This is a genomic window from Rathayibacter sp. AY1B7 (assembly GCF_002932735.1).
Classification (GTDB): domain Bacteria; phylum Actinomycetota; class Actinomycetes; order Actinomycetales; family Microbacteriaceae; genus Rathayibacter.
In genome coordinates, this window is the sequence record NZ_PSWK01000023.1 from 25,322 (window position 1) to 38,755 (window position 13,434).

The following is a 13,434-nucleotide window of genomic DNA, read 5'->3' on the forward strand; positions in this document are numbered from 1 at the left end:
GATTCGCCCCTCCGGGGAGTGCGTCGGCTCAGTGCGTCGGCTCAGCCCTCGGCCTTCGAGGGCTTGCCCTCGGCGGGCAGGACCTCGTGCGGGGTGTCGCGCTCGTCCTCGCCCTCGGCCTGCGACGGCTTGTCGGACTGGTCGTCCGGGTCCTCGACGGGGCTCGGGGTCTGGTCGCTCATCGGAGTCCCTCCGGCTCGTCGGACGTGGCGGACGGCTCGGGGTGCGCCTCGAACTCCATCCAGGCGCGGTCCAGATCGGCCTGCGCCGACTCGGGCTCGCTGGCGAAGTAGCCGTCGTAGATCGCGCGGCCGCCGTGCTCGGGCAGGTCGTCGCGACCGCCGAAGGCCTGCGCGAAGCGGCCGACCTCGTCGTCCCTCTTCTGCTGATCCCGCAACCAGGCGGGGAAGGTCTGCGTCATGGTGACACCTCTCTCTCCTGCCCTCCAGCCAATCGCCCGCCGCGGATCCGGGCAAGCCCTTCCGCCGCGGGCCCCGAGGGGCCAGGCTCCGCCCTGGAGGGCCCGGGCTCCGCCCTGGAGGAGCGGCGCTCCGCCCTCTAGAGGACATGTCCGCTACAGGGCGCCCCCGCCCCCGCCGCGGAGGAGAGCCGGCCCCTAGCGTGAGCCCGTGACCGACCCCGCTTCTCCTCGCCCCGCCCGCACCGCCGCGGGTCTGCGCCGCACTCTGCTCGCTCTGACCGCGACCGTCGCCCTGCTCGCCGGCACCGCGGCTCCCCTCGCCTCCGCCGAGCCGGACCCGGTGCCGGTCGGGAACGACCACCTCGCCAACGGCGTCGCCGCCTGGGGGCGCTACCTCAACGGAGAGTGGGACGTGCCGGCGGGCATGTCCGACCTCACGGACGTCGCGAGCAGCTACAGCCACACCCTCGCGCTCCACACCGACGGCACCGTCGAGGCCTGGGGAGCGGATCTGGAGGGCGAGCGGGACGTGCCGGCCGGGCTCCGCGAGGTGACCGCGATCTCGACCGGGTACCTCCACAGCATCGCCCTCACGATGGAGGGGACGGTCGTCGCGTGGGGCGACGACCGTCAGGGCCAGACCGACGTCCCGGCCGGACTCGGCGGCGTGACCGCCGTCGCCGCAGGCAGCCACCACACCCTCGCTCTGCGGGGCGACGGGACCGTGGCGGCCTGGGGCTCGGATCAGTTCGGAGCGACCGACGTGCCGGTGGGTCTCTCCGGAGTGGTCGCGATCGCCGCGGGCGGCTGGAACAGCCTCGCGCTGCGCGCCGACGGGACGGTCGTGGCGTGGGGCGGCGACGACAGGGGCGCGTACACCGCCCCGGCGGGCCTCCGGGACGTCGTCGCCGTCTCGGTCAGCTACTCCCACAGCCTCGCCCTGAAGCGGGACGGCACCGTCGTCACCTGGGGCGACCCCGTCGACTCCGGCTTGCCGCGGGTCCCCGCCGATCTCGGCGGCATCACCGCGATCGCCGCCGGCATCGGCTTCAGCGTCCTGCTGACGTCCGACGGCACCGTCGTCTCCCTGCACCCCGACGGCGACACGGAGCTGGACGTCCCGGCCGGGATCACCGGCGCCACCGGCATCGCGGTCGGCTTCAACCACGCCTTCGCGATCGGCCCGCTGCCGACCCTCACCGCCGACACCGCCGAGACGCTCGTCAAGACCGGGACCCGCTACTCCGCGACCTTCACGGCGTCCGGCCCGGCTGCGACCTTCGAGGTCTCGTCCGGCGCCCTTCCCGCGGGGGTGGCCCTCTCGCCGGAGGGCGTCGTCTCGGGCAGGCCGACCACCGCAGGCGACTCCACCTTCACGGTGAGCGCGCGGAACGCGTACGGCACCACGGCCGGCGTGCCGCACACGGTCACCGTGGTCCCCGCGAACACCCCGCCCGTCGTGACGGTCGCCTCCGCCACCGACGGCGCCTCCTACGAGAAGGGCTCGGAGCCGAGGGCCGCCTGCGCGATCACGGATGCGGAGAGCGGAACGTTCAGCGAGGAGGCCGTCGTCACCGGCACGCTCGTGAACGGCCTCGGCACCCGCACGGCGACCTGCACCTGGACCGACCCCGGAGGACTGACCACGACCGCCGCCGCGACCTACCGGATCGTCGACACCGGCGTCCCCACCATCGCCGCGACGACCGCGCCGACGGCTCCGAACGCCGCGGGCTGGTTCCGCTCCCCCGTCTCCGTCGGCTTCTCCTGCGCCGACGGCAGCGGCTCCGGGATCCGCAGCTGCACCCCCGCGCGGATCCTGCGCGAGGGCCCCGGCCAGAGCGTCACCGGCACCGCCGTCGACAACGCGGGCAACCGCGCCACGACGACCCGCAGCGGCATCGCCATCGACACCACGAAGCCGCAGCTCTCGTTCACGTCGAGGCCCGAGGGGTCCTACCCCTACGGCACGGTGCTCCCGGAGGCGCGCTGCCTCGCGGACGACGCGCTCTCGGGCCTCACCGGCGCCTGCGTGATCACGGGCGGCGGCCGCTCCGTCGGTCCGCACGTGTACCGGGCGACCGCGACCGACCGGGCGGGCAACGTCTCGACCCTCACCGCGTCCTACACCGTGACCCCGTGGACGATCGGCGGGCTCAGCACCTCGGTGAAGAGCGTGGCCGCCGGAGCCGCGACCGGCATGACGTTCCAGGTGACCTCGACGTCCTCCGCGGGAACGTTCCGCCACTCCGCCCTCGCCGACGTGCGCAGCGTCACGCAGAGGCAGACCTCCTGCACCGCCGGCGCCGTCCTCACCGGAGCGCCGACGACCACCCTGACCGGACGCCTCCGCTACGACACCGCGACGAACCGCTACGTGAAGGCGTGGACGGTGCCCGCGAAGCGGGGCACCTGCTGGACGCTGACGGTCACGACGGCGGACGGCAGCACGGGGAGCGCCCGGTACTCGGTGAAGTAGCGGCGCCGGACGGCCGCCGCGGTCCGGTCAGGCTCCCGCCGCGGCGTACCGCTCCGCGAGCACGCGGAACGCGGCGGCCAGCTCGGGCGGCTCGGCCCCGGCCATCGGAGCGTCGAACCGGCCGAACGACGCGGCGAGCGCCTCCCACGACCAGGCGCCGAGGGCGAGTCGGCAGCCCGCGTCGCCGAGGTCCTCCACCTCCCCGTCGCTCGCGTAGGGCAGGACCTCGGCGGCGGGCGCCTCGAGCACCACCGAGCCGCGGCACGGCCACCCCTCCCCGGGCGCTCCGCCGCGGAACCGCGCCTCCAGGAACTCGGCGGGACTCCCGCCCTGCAGCACCCGGCGGCGGAAGCGAGCCCCGCGGGGCGAGCGCGGCTCGAGCCGGTCGACGCGGAACACCCGCCAGTCGTCGCGGTCGAGGTCGAAGCCGATGAGGTACCAGCGGCCCTGACGCGCGACCAGGTGGTGGGGCTCGACGCGGCGCACCGCCTCCGCGTGCGCGAAGCGGAGCACCTCCGAGGCCCGGACGGCCGCCGCGACCGCGACCAGCCGCTCCGGAGGGACCGCGGGGGCCGGCACCGCCGCGACCGTGAAGCGCAGCGCATCCGCTCGGGGCCGGAGCCGGGCGGGCAGGACCTGCCGCACCGTCGCCAGCGCCCGGGCCGACGCCTCCTCGAGCCCCGCGACCGGCGCGCGCAGGGCGGCGGTGAGGGCGAGCACCTGCTCGTCGTCGAAGAGCAGCGGCGGGAGCTCGGCGCCGGCCTCGAGCCGGTACCCGCCGTCGGGGCCCTTCGCCGCGTCGATCCGGTAGCCCATCGTGCGGAGCCGGTCGACGTCGCGACGCACCGTGCGCGGCGCGATCCCCAGGCGCTCGGCGAGCACTCCGCCCGGCCAGTCGCGGCGGGTCTGCAGGAGGGAGAGGAGCAGGAGGAGCCGCTCGGTCGTCGTGGGCACGTCCCGAGGGTATTCCGAGAAGAGGACCGTCACCGTCCTCTTCTCCTGGGAGCGTCGGGGCACCGGGTGATCGACCCGGCACGACTTCGAGGAGCGCACCATGAGCATCACCACGACGACCCACCTCAACTTCCGCGGACAGGCCCGCGAGGCACTGGAGTTCTACGCCTCGGTCACGGGAGGCCGAGTCGACGCGATGTCCTACGCGGACGCGAACGCTGTCACCGCGCCCGACGAGGCCGACCAGCTGATGTGGGGCCAGGTCGTCTCCGAGGCCGGCTTCCGCGTCATGGCGTACGACGTCCCCGCGCACACGGCTTACGACCCGGGCACGATCCCGGTGTTCGTGTCGCTGCGCGGCTCCGACGCCGACGAACTGCACCGCCTCTGGGACGGCCTCTCGGAGGGGGCGGCGGTCGTCGTGCCCCTGGCCCCGGCGGCCTGGTCGCCCCTCTACGGGATGCTGCGCGATCGCTTCGGAGTGACGTTCGTCGTCGACCTCGAGGTCGCCTGGGGCTGAGGCCCGCGGGCTCGGCGGCGGGGCGCGTCCCACTGCGGACGCGCCGGCCGCCGACTCGGTACGCTCAGCACCGGATCCGGTCGGAGGGACGCTGCATGCTGGAGACGATCTCCGAGGCCCTCTCGCTGGTCACCCTCCCCCTCGGCGTGCTGTTCCTGCTCACCGAGTTCGTCGCGGCGCTGATCGACGGACGCTGGCTGACGACGACCGCCTACCTCGAGGAGGGTCCGCCCCTCGCGCTGCACTGGGTGACCCGGGCGGGCGAGGTGCGATCGCGTCCGCTGTCCGCCGGGGACCCGCTGACGCCGACGCGGTCGGACCAGCGGGAGGTGCACTACCGCGAGGAGGATCCGCACCGCATCCGCCTGCACCGGTGGAGCGACGCGGTGCGGGCGCTGCGCCTGACCGGCCTGATCCTGCTCGGGGCGGGCGTCGTCCTCGGGATCCTGTCGACGGCACTGGCGGTCCTCGCCTAGGCGGCGCCCCGTGCGCGAGGATCGGACCCGTGGATGCGGAACGGGTTCTCGGAGACGGACGGGCCGACGGGGTGTGGTGCCGGCTCGGGGAGCCGCTGACGGTCGCGCAGATCGCTCGCGGCGGGCCCGCGTGGCTGTGCCTGGACGCGCAGCACGGCGCGTTCGACGACGCCGCGGTCCTCGCCTCCCTTCGCGCACTCGGCGCCGTGAGCGGGAGGCCGCCCGTCGGCGTCCGGGTCGCCGGGCTCTCCGACGCGCTGATCGGCAGGGCGCTCGACGCCGGAGCGGACATCGTGGTCGTCCCGATGATCGAGACGGTCGAGGAGGCGCTCGCGGCCGTCCGCGCCGCGCACTACCCGCCGCTCGGCCGCCGCAGCTGGGGACCGATGACCGATCTCTGGGGCGCCGCTCCCCCGTCGGCCGCCGAGGCGCGCACCGCGCTCTGGGTCATGATCGAGACGCAGGCCGGCCTCGACGCCGTCGATCGGATCCTCGCGGTGCCGGGCGTGAGCGGAGTGTTCGTCGGCCCGTTCGACCTCGCGATCGGCCTCGGACGGGACCTGTCCGACCTGCTCGCCGCGGACGGACCGGACGACCCGCTGCCGAGGATCGCCGCGGCGGCCCGGCGCGCGGGCAAGGGCGCCGGGGCCTACGCGGGCGACCGCGAGCGCGCCGGGCTGCTGCGAGCGCTCGGCTTCCCGAGGGTCGCGGTCGCGACGGATCAGTCGCTGATCGCGCTCGGCACCACGGCGGCGCTCGACGCGGACACCGCCGACCCCGGCTGCTGAGCCCGAGGCCGGGCACGGGGCCGGCCGCCGGTCACCGGCGAGCGCTCCCGCCGGGGGGATGCACGGGCTCCGGCGGCTCGGGGACGAAGCGGAGGCCGCCGGCGGAGTTCGCGAGATCGGTGAGCGCCAAGATCCAGGCGGGGTTGATGCGGGGCATGCGGCCGCCGGCGTAGGTGTAGCGGAGCGTGTGCGAGGGGTGCAGCCAGATCGCGCTGCGGCCGTCGCTCATCCCGTTCTCGTCGCGCCAGGTGAGCAGGCACGACTCCCCCCGGCGCAGCTTCGCGGTGAGGACGATCTGCAGGTGGGCGAGCACCCGGTCCTCGACGTCGATCTCGACCGATCCGTCGTAGTGCAGCTTCCCCATCGGCGTCTCCCGGCCTCGTCCTCGGAGGACGGGCGCGCCTCCGGCCCACCATCCTCGGGTGTCGTCCAGTGACCAGTTCGGGGCGGCGACAACCACCGGATCAGCTGCTATCGGCGGATCCGCTGGTCTCGACGGGGCGGGGCTCAGGCCGGCGGGTTCGCCGACATGAAGTCGCGCATCGGCAGCAGGTTCTGGAGGGGCGCGAAGTACCCGAAGCGGGGCAGGTCGAAGACCACTCCCGCGACTCCGGAGGATCCCATCGCCGCGATCCACTCGAGCGCGGCCGGCATCGGCACCTTCAGCACGCGCGACGCGTCCTCGTCGGAGAGGCCGGCGTGCAGCGCCCCGGCGCGGGCGCGCTCCCCCGTGGTGAAGGCGAAGACCATCGGCCCCGACTCCAGGCCGCCGACGAAGGGGGTGGGCGCGTCGTCCGGCCCCCGCGCGATGAAGCACCACATCGGCAGGGCGTAGACGCTGCGCCAGAGCGCGTCCATCGCGGCGAAGCTCTCGGGGTCGGCGCGCAGGGCCTCCGCCCGGGCGTCGATCTCGACTGTCTGATCCATGGGGCTCCCCTCGGCGCCGGCCATCGGCGCGGACCTCCACGCTAACGATGCTCCCGCTGGGCCGCACCCGCGATCGATCCGTCAGCAGCGGCCCGTCCCGGCGGCGGGCACGGGCCGCGGACGACGGATCGACGCGGCCGCGGAGGCGCGACCGGACCGCTGATCCGCCCGGCCACTGGCCCCGTCCAGGCGGTTAGGTTAGGTTAACCTTCGCAACCCCCACCACCCCCTTCGAAGGATCGCCGTGCCCGCCACTCGCACCCCCCTCCGCCTGACCGCCGTCGCATCGCTCGGCCTCGCCGCGCTGCTGCTCACCGCCTGCTCGGGAGGAGCCGACGCCGGCTCCGAGGGCACGTCCGAGAGCAGCGCCGCCGAGAGCAGCGAGGGCTTCCCCGTCACCGTCGACCACGCCTTCGGCAGCACCACCGTCGAGTCGGCCGACCGCGTCGTCGCGACGAGCTGGACCAACCAGGACGTGGCGCTCGCGCTGGGTGTGACCCCGGTCGGCTTCACCCGCGCCTCCTACGGCGACGAGGACGGCGACGGCCTGCTGGTGTGGACGAAGGAGGCGCTCGACGCCTCCGGCGCCGAGACCCCGACCCTGTTCGACGAGACCGACGGCGTGCCCTTCGAGGCGATCTCGGACCTCAGCCCGACCGTGATCCTCTCGGCCTACTCCGGCATCACCCGGCAGGACTACGACACCCTCAGCCAGATCGCCCCCACCGTCGCCTACCCGGGCCTGCCCTGGGGCACGACCTGGCAGGACTCCGCGAAGCTCGACGGCGCCGCGCTGGGCCTCGAGGACGAGGCCGTCGCGAAGGTCGGCGAGATCGAGAGCGACATCACGCAGACCACCGCGTCCTACCCGCAGCTCGCGGGCACCACGTTCATGTACGGCTGGTACGACCCGACCGACGCGAGCACCTTCACCTACTACACGCCGAACGACGCGCGCGTGAAGTTCGTCGAGGACCTCGGGCTCGACGTCGCCCCGAGCGTCGTCGAGCTCTCCGGCGACTCGGAGGCGTTCAGCGGCACCATCAGCTCCGAGAACGCCGACCAGCTCGACGCCGACGTGCTCGTCGTCTACGGCGACGACACGACCCTCGCCGCACTGCAGGCCGACCCGCTGCTCTCCAAGATCCCGGCCGTCGAGCGCGGCTCCGTCTACGTGCTGGAGGACGGCTCCTCCGCCGCCATGGCCACCTCGTCGCCGAACCTGCTCAGCATCCCGTGGGTGCTCGACGAGTACACCGCCGGCCTCGCCGCGGCCGCCGACAAGGTGTCGTGACCCGCACCGCACCCACCCGGAAGACGAGGGCGACCGCGCTGGCGGTCGCCCTCGTCGCGCTGGCCGTCGCGTCGGTCCTCTCGCTCGTGTACGGCTCCCGCGAGATCCCGCTCGGCGAGGTCTGGCCGGCGCTGACCTCGCCCGATCCGGCGTCCATCGTCGACGCGGCGGTGCAGGGGCGGGTGCCGCGGACGGTCCTCGCGATCCTGGTCGGCGCCGCGCTCGGGCTCGCCGGAGCCGTGATGCAGGGCCTGACCCGCAACCCGCTCGCCGATCCGGGCATCCTCGGCCTCAACTCGGGCGCCTCGCTCGCGGTCGTGCTCGGGATCGCCGGGGTCGGCGCGACGAGCCTGCCGCAGTTCATCTGGCTCGCGTTCCTCGGAGCCGCCGCCGCCGGGGCGTTCGTCTACGCGGTCGCCTCGCTCGGCCGCGAGGGCGCCACTCCGCTGAAGCTCGCCCTCGCCGGAGCCGCCACCGCCGCCGCGCTCACCTCCCTCATCAGCGCGGTCCTGCTCACCCAGGAGACCACGCTGAACCGCTTCCGCTTCTGGCAGGTCGGCGGAGTCGGCGGCGCCGAGACCGCGAGCATCCTGCAGGTCCTCCCGTTCCTCGCGGTCGGCGCGGTGCTGGCCCTCTCCAGCGCGCGAGGGCTCGACGCCCTGGCGCTCGGCGACGACCTGGCGACCGGCCTCGGCCGGCGCGTGGGGCGCATCCGCCTGGTCGCGGGGCTCGCGGCCGTGCTGCTCTGCGGCGCCGCGACCGCGATCGCCGGACCGATCGGATTCATCGGCCTGGTCGTCCCGCACCTCGCCCGCCGCGTCACCGGCCCCGCGCACGCCTGGCTGCTGCCCTCCTCCGCTCTGCTCGGCGCCCTGCTGCTGCTCGTCGCCGACGTGGTCGGCCGCGTGGTCGCCCGGCCGAGCGACGTCGAGGTGGGCATCGTGACCGCGCTGATCGGCGCCCCGGTGCTCATCGCGATCGTGCGCCGCTCGAAGGTGCGGGCGCTGTGAGGACCGCGGAGGCGCCCGCCGCGGTCGGCATCGCGGCCGGCCGCACGCTGCGCCGTCAACGCACGGTCATCGGCTGCGCGGTCCTCGCGGTGCTCGCGCTGGCGCTCGTCGTCGTCTCGCTCACGGTCGGCAGCACGGTCTACTCGGTGCCGGAGGTCGTCCGCGTGGTCCTCGGCGAGACCGTGCCGGGCGCCTCCTTCACCGTGGGCACGCTGCGGCTGCCGCGCACGATCACCGCCGTCCTGGTGGGCGTGGGCTTCGGGATGGGCGGCGTGATCTTCCAGACGATGCTGCGCAACGCCCTCGCCAGCCCCGACATCATCGGCATCACGTCGGGGGCGAGCGCGGCGGCCGTCGTCGCGATCGCGTTCTTCGGGCTCTCGGGCGGCGCGGTCTCGGTGATCGCGGTCGCGGCCGGGCTCGCGACGGCCCTGATCATCGCCGGGCTGGCCGAGGGCGGCGGAGTGATCGGGGCGCGGCTGATCCTCATCGGCATCGGCGTCGCGGCGATGTTCCAGAGCGTGATCGCCTACGTGCAGACCCGCGCCGACTTCGAGGACGTCCAGGAGTCGCTGCGCTGGCTGACCGGCAGCCTCAACTCGGCCGCCTGGCCCTCCGTCCCGCCGCTCGCGCTGACGATGCTCGTGCTGGTGCCGCTGGCGCTGCTGCTCTCGGGCCGGCTCGGCGTGCTGCAGCTCGGCGACGAGTCGGCGACCGCGCTCGGGCTCGACGTGCGGCGCAGCCGGCTGGCCCTGCTCGCGGTCGGAGTCGGCCTCGTGGCCGTCGCGACCGCCGCCACCGGCCCGATCGCGTTCGTCGCCTTCGTCTCGGGGCCGATCGCGCGGCGGATCCTGCCGAGCGCGCGCACGCTGCTGATCCCCTCCGCCCTGGTCGGCGCGGTCGTGGTGCTCGCCGCCGACCTGCTCGCCCAGTACGTCGTCGGCGCGCTGTTCTCGGGCGCGCGCTTCCCGGTCGGCGTCGTCACCGGCGCCCTCGGCGCGCCCTTCCTGCTCTGGCTCCTCGCCCGCCGCAACCGCTCCGGAGGCTCCCTGTGACCGACGCCCCGCCCACCCTCGCCGCCGACGCGGTCACCCTCGCCTACGACGAGCGCGTCGTGGTCGACGGGCTCTCGCTCGCCGTGCCGCCCGGCCGGATCACGGTGATCGTCGGCGCGAACGCCTGCGGCAAGTCGACGCTCCTGCGCGCGATGGCGCGGCTGATCACCCCGCGCTCGGGGAGCGTCCTGCTCGACGGGCGCGCGATCCACCGGCTCCCGACGCGCCAGGTCGCGCAGCAGGTGGGGCTGCTGCCGCAGACCCCGATCGCCCCGGAGGGGATCGCCGTCTCGGACCTGGTCGCCCGGGGCCGCTACCCGCACCGGGGCCTCTTCGGCCGCGGCTCCGGATCGGACGACGACGCGATCGTCGAGGAGGCGCTGCGCGACACCGGCACGCTCGAGCTCGCCGACCGCCTTGTGGACGAGCTCTCGGGCGGGCAGCGCCAGCGGGTGTGGATCGCGATGGCCCTCGCCCAGCGGACCGACGTGCTCCTCCTGGACGAGCCGACGACCTACCTCGATGTGTCGCACCAGGTCGAGGTGCTCGACCTGCTCACCGACCTCAACCGCTCGCGCGGGACGACCATCGTGATCGTGCTGCACGACCTCAACCTCGCCGCCCGCTACGCCGACCACCTCGTCGCCGTGCGCGACGGAGCCCTGTACGCCTCGGGCACGTCCGCCGAGGTGGTGACGCCGGAGACGGTGCGCGCGGTGTTCGGGATGGAGTCGCGCGTGATCGAGGACCCGGTCTCGCGGACGCCGCTGGTGCTGCCCATCGGGCGCCACCACTCGGGCTGAGCCCGGCCGTTCAGGGCCGAGCGGTCCGGGCCGGCCGGTCAGGCCGGGGCCGCGGCCAGGGAGGCGCCGTCGACGAGCGTGCAGCGGAGGAGCTGCTGCTCCCGTCGCGCGGGGTCGCCCTCGATGAGGATCTGCACGGCGCGGCGCCCCATGTCGCGCCGGGGCAGCTCGAAGCCGGCCTGCCAGCCGGTGCGATCGGCGGATCCGGAGAGCGACACCAGCGACAGGTCGCCCGGCACCGCCACCCCCTCGGCCTCGGCGGCCTCCTGCAGGAGGACGAACTGCTCCTCCTGCTCGGCGAGGACGACCGTGACGCCCTCGGCGGCGATCCGGCGGATCCACTCCCGCGGCGACGCCTCCGGCCCCGGGACGAGGTGGAGGAAGCCGTCGCCGAGCTCGGCCCGCGCGCCGGCCATGCGGTCGGTGTACGACTCGACGCCCTCGCCGTGGCCGGCGTAGGCGAAGCGGGTGTGGCCGAGGGCGCGCGCGCAGGAGATCAGCTCGCGGACGATCGACGCGTAGTCGGCGGCCACGTAGGGCACGGGCCCGCCGGCGTCGTCGCGGCGGCCGACGCTGACGAAGGAGAAGCCGCTCGCGTTGAGGAACTCGAGCTCCTCACGGGGCATGCGCTGCCCGAGGAGGATGCAGGAGTCGGCCAGGCGCAGCCGGGTGGTGCCGCCGCTCAGGCCGCCGCGGCGGCCGCCGACGCGGCCGCTGGTCAGCAGGAGGAGGTCGATGTCGCGGTTCTGCGCCTCCTCCTCGATGCCGGCGAGGAACGGATGGAAGAAGTCCTCGCGATCGAGCGGGAACAGGCTCTCGTAGGTGTAGACGCCGATCATGCCGGTGCCGACCTGCTTGAGGCGGCGCGCGATGGGGTCGGCGACGTACCCCGTCTCCTGGATCGCCTTGAGGATCCGCGCCCGCGTCGCCTCCGGGACCCGGGCGAGCTGCTCGCCCTTGTCGTTGAGCACGAACGACACCGTCGTCTGGCTGACTCCCGCGAGACGCGCGATGTCCTTCTGCGTGATCCGCGGCACCCGGACACCCCCGCTTCATCCTGGTAATAGGTATTACGTCTTGACCTCAGGCTACCGATGACGAAGGATCGCCGTACGCCCATCCGGGGCGAGAGAGGGCGGAACGTCGACGATGATGAATCCCGCAGACCCAGACAACCAGACCACGGCCTCCCCGAGGCCCGATCGGCAGCACAAGCCCGATCACCAGCCCGAGCACGATCCGCAGCGCAGGCCCGACAACTCGCGCCGCCTCTTCCTCGCTGGGGGCGCCGCCGCCCTCGCCGGCGCGGCAGGAGCCGTCGGCGCCGCCACTCCGGCCGCCGCCGCACCCCCGGCCGACGCTCCCGGGCAGAAGAAGCGCCTGAGCGTCACCGAGGGGCCGATCTCACCGCTCGACAAGGAGTTCCGCTGGGACGACCGCGCCGGCGCCGACAACACCCGCGCAGTGCAGGCGGCCATCGATAAGGCGATGACCGCTCCGGGCGGCGAGGTGTCGCTGCCCGCCGGCGAGATCCGGGTGACGGGCCTCGCGGTCGACTACCGCGGCTACCCGGTGCAGCCCGAGAACGGGCCGCCCTACGGCTACGCCGGGCCGAAGATCGTCGGCGCCGGCATGCGCCAGACGAGGATCGTCCAGATCGAGGGCTCGACCCGCGACATCTTCACCGTCTCCGGCCAGACGGGCGACGCGGCCGGTCCCGCCAACAACAACAAGGCCACCGGCGTCGTCCTCGCCGACTTCGAGATGACGGGCACGCCCTCCGGCGGCCACGGGATGTCGCTGCGCTCGCTGGTCAACTGCGAGTTCCGCAACCTGTGGATCCAGAAGACCGGCAAGTCGGGCATCTTCCGCGAGCGCGGCACCTTCGTGTCGGGCGTCGACGACGAGTACTCGTACGCCAACTCCTGGAACAAGATCAAGATCGTCGCCCCCGCGGGCTGGGGCGTGGAGGACTCGGGCAAGGCCTCCATCGGCGGCTCGATGACCAACGTCGAGGCGATCAGCCCCGGCCTCGGCGGCTTCCTCCTCGCGCCGACGAACATGACGCTGCTCGACTGCCAGGCCATCGGCGGCACGGTCGGCCTCCGGTCGATCCGCAACGAGAACCGGCGCTCGGTCAACTCCGGCCTGACCCTGATCAACTTCCGCTCGGAGGGCTCCCGCGACGGCTGGGAGGTCCTGATCGAGGCCGGCACGAGCCACATGATCGTGAACCCGAACTTCTTCCCGACCTCGGGCGCGAACTGCCTCGGCGTCGGCCTGACGAACGGCGGAGCGGACTTCGAGGTGCGCAACCTCACCGTCCTCGGCGGCTTCTACGGGCTCAGCCTCGGCCGCTTCCCGCAGCAGAAGGCGATCGTGCTGGGCAGCGACTCCTCGCAGACGCGCCTCGTGAACCCGTTCATCGAGCGCGGCGCCGCGGGAGTGGACGAGGGCTCGCTGATCGTCGACGACGGACGCCTGACCTCGTTCGAGCTCGGCCGCGGCCGGGTGGAGCGCGCGGCCGGCTACACCACGGTCGCCCGCGCCCCCGAGACCATCCCGACCCCTCCGGCCGGGCAGGTCAACGAGGGCTGGGAGCGCTCCGGCGACACCTGGCGGAAGGTGGCCGTCTTCCCCGACGGGCACCGCGTCGTCATCGCCTCCTGACCCCGGGCGGCGGCGCCCTCCGCGCCGCCGCCCTCCC

The 13,434-nt window shown here is 74.3% G+C and carries 15 protein-coding genes; 9 read left to right on the forward strand and 6 right to left on the reverse strand.

Going from position 1 to position 13,434, the window contains the following annotated elements; all coding sequences use genetic code 11:
* Positions 1-41: 41 nt before the first annotated feature.
* Together C5C95_RS17505 and C5C95_RS12720 are read right to left on the reverse strand one after the other, a co-directional pair.
* A complete protein-coding gene (locus C5C95_RS17505) occupies positions 42-182 on the reverse strand; it encodes a hypothetical protein (protein ID WP_159940045.1) in 141 nt (46 codons plus the stop codon).
* The gene (locus C5C95_RS12720; protein WP_104227148.1) at positions 179-421 is read right to left on the reverse strand and encodes a hypothetical protein; all 243 of its coding nucleotides are present in this window, start codon (positions 419-421) and stop codon (positions 179-181) included. The genes C5C95_RS17505 and C5C95_RS12720 overlap by 4 nt, the downstream gene beginning before the upstream one ends.
* 208 nt (positions 422-629) lie before the next feature.
* On the opposite strand from C5C95_RS12720, the gene C5C95_RS12725 reads away from it, so the two are divergent.
* Positions 630-2,900 (forward strand): PxKF domain-containing protein, encoded by a 2,271-nt coding sequence (locus tag C5C95_RS12725; RefSeq protein ID WP_104324568.1) that lies wholly within the window; start codon positions 630-632, stop codon positions 2,898-2,900.
* Positions 2,901-2,927: 27 nt separating this feature from the next.
* On the opposite strand, the gene C5C95_RS12730 is transcribed toward C5C95_RS12725, so the two are convergent.
* On the reverse strand, positions 2,928-3,854 hold the full coding sequence (locus tag C5C95_RS12730) for a YafY family protein (protein WP_258072666.1): 927 nt from the start codon (positions 3,852-3,854) through the stop codon (positions 2,928-2,930).
* 100 nt (positions 3,855-3,954) lie between these two features.
* Here C5C95_RS12730 and C5C95_RS12735 point away from each other — a divergent pair, with 100 nt between their 5' ends.
* The 3 genes from C5C95_RS12735 to C5C95_RS17515 all read left to right on the forward strand — a co-directional run bounded on the left by C5C95_RS12735 (position 3,955) and on the right by C5C95_RS17515 (position 5,638).
* A complete protein-coding gene (locus C5C95_RS12735; RefSeq protein WP_104224302.1) occupies positions 3,955-4,374 on the forward strand; it encodes a VOC family protein in 420 nt (139 codons plus the stop codon).
* A 95-nt stretch (positions 4,375-4,469) separates the two neighbouring features.
* A complete protein-coding gene (locus C5C95_RS17510) occupies positions 4,470-4,850 on the forward strand; it encodes a hypothetical protein (protein WP_181125667.1) in 381 nt (126 codons plus the stop codon).
* A 29-nt stretch (positions 4,851-4,879) separates the two neighbouring features.
* The gene (locus C5C95_RS17515) at positions 4,880-5,638 is read left to right on the forward strand and encodes an HpcH/HpaI aldolase/citrate lyase family protein (protein ID WP_181125668.1); all 759 of its coding nucleotides are present in this window, start codon (positions 4,880-4,882) and stop codon (positions 5,636-5,638) included.
* 31 nt (positions 5,639-5,669) lie between these two features.
* On the opposite strand, the gene C5C95_RS12745 is transcribed toward C5C95_RS17515, so the two are convergent.
* Complete coding sequence (locus tag C5C95_RS12745; protein WP_104324570.1) at positions 5,670-6,002, reverse strand: ATP-dependent DNA ligase; 333 nt, start codon at positions 6,000-6,002, stop codon at positions 5,670-5,672.
* A 143-nt stretch (positions 6,003-6,145) separates the two neighbouring features.
* On the reverse strand, positions 6,146-6,565 hold the full coding sequence (locus C5C95_RS12750; RefSeq protein ID WP_104333950.1) for a hypothetical protein: 420 nt from the start codon (positions 6,563-6,565) through the stop codon (positions 6,146-6,148).
* 244 nt (positions 6,566-6,809) lie between these two features.
* Here C5C95_RS12750 and C5C95_RS12755 point away from each other — a divergent pair, with 244 nt between their 5' ends.
* The 4 genes from C5C95_RS12755 to C5C95_RS12770 are packed head-to-tail and all read left to right on the forward strand — an operon-like array spanning position 6,810 to position 10,727.
* Positions 6,810-7,859: an iron-siderophore ABC transporter substrate-binding protein gene (locus C5C95_RS12755; protein ID WP_181125670.1), complete on the forward strand. Its 1,050-nt coding sequence runs from the start codon at positions 6,810-6,812 to the stop codon at positions 7,857-7,859.
* Entirely contained in the window at positions 7,856-8,869 is a 1,014-nt protein-coding gene (locus C5C95_RS12760) for an iron ABC transporter permease (RefSeq protein ID WP_104224306.1), read from the forward strand. Before C5C95_RS12755 ends, C5C95_RS12760 begins: the two co-directional genes overlap by 4 nt.
* Positions 8,866-9,924 (forward strand): iron chelate uptake ABC transporter family permease subunit, encoded by a 1,059-nt coding sequence (locus C5C95_RS12765; RefSeq protein ID WP_104273799.1) that lies wholly within the window; start codon positions 8,866-8,868, stop codon positions 9,922-9,924. The genes C5C95_RS12760 and C5C95_RS12765 overlap by 4 nt, the downstream gene beginning before the upstream one ends.
* On the forward strand, positions 9,921-10,727 hold the full coding sequence (locus C5C95_RS12770; protein WP_104324572.1) for an ABC transporter ATP-binding protein: 807 nt from the start codon (positions 9,921-9,923) through the stop codon (positions 10,725-10,727). Before C5C95_RS12765 ends, C5C95_RS12770 begins: the two co-directional genes overlap by 4 nt.
* 38 nt (positions 10,728-10,765) lie before the next feature.
* Here the strand turns inward: C5C95_RS12770 and C5C95_RS12775 are convergent, their stop codons facing one another.
* The gene (locus C5C95_RS12775) at positions 10,766-11,764 is read right to left on the reverse strand and encodes a LacI family DNA-binding transcriptional regulator (protein ID WP_104309977.1); all 999 of its coding nucleotides are present in this window, start codon (positions 11,762-11,764) and stop codon (positions 10,766-10,768) included.
* Between the two features lie 112 nt (positions 11,765-11,876).
* On the opposite strand from C5C95_RS12775, the gene C5C95_RS12780 reads away from it, so the two are divergent.
* On the forward strand, positions 11,877-13,397 hold the full coding sequence (locus C5C95_RS12780; RefSeq protein WP_104324573.1) for a hypothetical protein: 1,521 nt from the start codon (positions 11,877-11,879) through the stop codon (positions 13,395-13,397).
* Positions 13,398-13,434: the final 37 nt, after the last annotated feature.